Origin of the sequence: Thermosporothrix hazakensis, from assembly GCF_003253565.1 — a bacterium.
In the GTDB taxonomy this organism is placed as follows: domain Bacteria; phylum Chloroflexota; class Ktedonobacteria; order Ktedonobacterales; family Ktedonobacteraceae; genus Thermosporothrix; species Thermosporothrix hazakensis.
In genome coordinates this window covers 1-2,310 of sequence record NZ_QKUF01000075.1, presented here as the reverse complement: position 1 = coordinate 2,310, position 2,310 = coordinate 1, and the positions used below count along the sequence as shown (strand labels likewise).

At 59.0% G+C, this 2,310-nt stretch carries 4 protein-coding genes; 3 read left to right on the top strand and 1 reads right to left on the bottom strand.

Annotated elements, in window-relative coordinates:
* Positions 1–40: 40 nt before the first annotated feature.
* On the top strand, positions 41–223 hold the full coding sequence (locus EI42_RS31675; protein WP_111326960.1) for a hypothetical protein: 183 nt from the start codon (positions 41–43) through the stop codon (positions 221–223).
* Positions 224–375: 152 nt separating this feature from the next.
* Here the strand turns inward: EI42_RS31675 and EI42_RS31670 are convergent, their stop codons facing one another.
* Entirely contained in the window at positions 376–1,302 is a 927-nt protein-coding gene (locus tag EI42_RS31670; RefSeq protein ID WP_111326958.1) for an SDR family oxidoreductase, read from the bottom strand.
* A 311-nt stretch (positions 1,303–1,613) separates the two neighbouring features.
* Between EI42_RS31670 and EI42_RS34185 the strand changes: the two genes are divergently transcribed.
* A complete protein-coding gene (locus EI42_RS34185) occupies positions 1,614–1,838 on the top strand; it encodes a helix-turn-helix domain-containing protein (RefSeq protein ID WP_246046284.1) in 225 nt (74 codons plus the stop codon).
* Positions 1,839–1,928: 90 nt separating this feature from the next.
* Positions 1,929–2,310: MmyB family transcriptional regulator (locus EI42_RS34180; protein WP_487248053.1), on the top strand; the 382-nt coding region annotated here is incomplete at its 3' end.

Sequence of the window (2,310 nt, the reverse complement as noted above, 5' to 3'; positions counted from 1 at the left end):
GTGGCAAGGGCGCAGTGAGGTTGTTGAGGAGTGAAACGCTTTGGGAGAGGGTCATCCTTCTACGACCAATGCTGTTGCGGTGGCAGGGGGTATTGAGGGTGATCGCTGTTGTGAAACGCGGCTCGAAGCGTCCGAGCGTATTCGCTTCCTTGCGTCTGCCCCCTTGCATCTCTGCTTTGACCTGGGTTTGGAGGGGGAGGACGCCGACCGATATGCAGGTTGAGCCATAGGGAGAGGATCTCGTGCGAGAAAAAAGTGACAGGAGCAGGGGGGGAGGGGGGAAGCGGGAAGAGGAAGCCGGGGTTTTGCGTGGCCCGGCAGCACGGATCTGAAAAAGAACAATGCGTTTCTCGAGCAATTTCTGGTGTGAAACGGTCAACGCAATGTTGACCATGCCTCGTTGGTGAAGTAGTAATCGCCGTCGAGATCAGCCAGGAGAGCAGGTTGTAGAGGATGCCACCCTACCCATTGTTGGGTCAGGATGCTCGAGGTCGGGTTGTCTTGTGAAAAGAAGTGCCCGAGGAAGCCGAAGTGTGCGCTGGCCTCCTCGAGAGGCAGGGAGACGACCGGAACATTGAGGCGGCGACCAATGACGTTGGCGATGGCGCGTACTGGTATTCCTTCGTCGGCAACTGCGTGCAGCACTGATCCAGCAGGGGCCTTCTCTAGGGCTAATCGGAACAGATGTGCGGCATCAAGCCGGTGCACAGCGGGCCAACGATTCGAGCCGTCGCCTGGGTACGCCGATACGCCTTTGGTACGAGCAAGGCGGATGAGGGCTGGGACAAAACCGCGGTCGCCCTCGCCATGGACCGTCGGTGCAAGTCGGACGATTGAGGTGCGCACGCCGCGCTTGGCCAACGCGATGGCTGCGTTCTCCGATGCGATACGGGGTGCGGTTGACCCGGCGTCGGCCAGGTCCTTCTCCGTCCCGAGCTGCCCCTGTGGGAGAAAGAAGGTGAGCATCAAAGTTCCCGAGGTGATCACGAACGGCTTGTCAGAGCCCTGCAGTGCAGCTCCGATGGTCTCGACGGCCCGCAGATCACTTTGCCCGGCAGCCACGTAGTCGGAGAAGTCGTGCATATATGCGAGGTGGATGACGCCGTCGGATGCCGCGGCTCCGCTTCGTAGACTGTCCAGATCATCAAGCGCCCCGCGGTGCACATCTGCACCGATAGCGGCAAGCGACGCAGCACTTGCGTTTGAGCGAGCGAGACCGAGGACCTGGTGCCCGGCAGCGAAAAGCTCACGGACGACGGCAGAGCCGATATAACCAGTGGCGCCAGTAACGAAAACTCTCATAGGAAAATCCTCCATCAAGAAACGTAGGGGTACGGCTTCGGTTGTGTGGCCACACGCATCACGTCAAGCGATACCCTATGACTGGTCGTGTGTTCAAACGGCGCATGCGCCGGGACGAGCAGCAATGAAGCCAGGACCCGACGACACGCGTTCCTTGCGCCAATACGCCTCGATACACCATCCTTGCAGGAAACGTTGTTTTCGACACATCGGAAGTGTATACGACGAGTGATCCCAGAACAAGATGAGTGTTGATCCTAGGAGTGAGACTCCTATGGTTCCGCAAGAAGGCGGATACAAGAGAGAGAGGAATGATGGGACGAGAGCAAGAGACCCAGCGCGTGCAAGAACTGGGAGATGTTCTGCGCACCAGGAGGGCTCGGTTGGCTCCTGAAGACGTGGGCATGCCGCGAGGAAGCAGAGGGCGAGCCCCAGGACTCAGACGCGCAGAAGTCGCCCACTTGGCAGGCGTCAGTGTGGACTGGTATCCCTGGTTGGAGCAGGGACGCCCAATCAGCGTTTCGACGCAGGTCTGAGAAAGTCTCGTGCAGGCCTGAGGCTTGAATGCTGATGAGCGAGCGCCCCTCTTCTTCTGAGCGCGCCAACACCCTCCTCCAGCGAGAGCCATGGAGCCTGAAACCGTGAGTCCGGCGTTACAGCTCTTCCTCGATCATCAAGGTCTCAGCCCAGCCTTTGTGATAGGACGACGATGGGATGTGGTGGCCTGGAACGAAGCTGCCCGCGTCGTCTTTGGCGATTATGAGCAGATGAGCGCCCACGAACGCACCTCTATCTGGCGAATGTTCACCTCACCAATGTATCGGCAACTGCTTGTCGATTGGGAAGGGCATGCGCGACGGCTCTTCGCCCAATGGCGTGCCACGTGTGGTCGCTATCCTGGTGATCCCTGGTTGACAGAGTTGATCCAAGATCTGATGATTGCCAGCCCTGAATTTCGGGCCTGGTGGCCCGATCATGAGGTGCTCAGTGCGTCAGAAGATCACAAAA

Coding starts and splice junctions, on each gene's coding strand:
- EI42_RS31670 (WP_111326958.1), bottom strand. CDS start 1,302: ATGAGAGTTTTCGTTACTGGCGCCACTGGTTATATCGGCTCTGCCGTC.
- EI42_RS34185 (WP_246046284.1), top strand. CDS start 1,614: ATGATGGGACGAGAGCAAGAGACCCAGCGCGTGCAAGAACTGGGAGAT.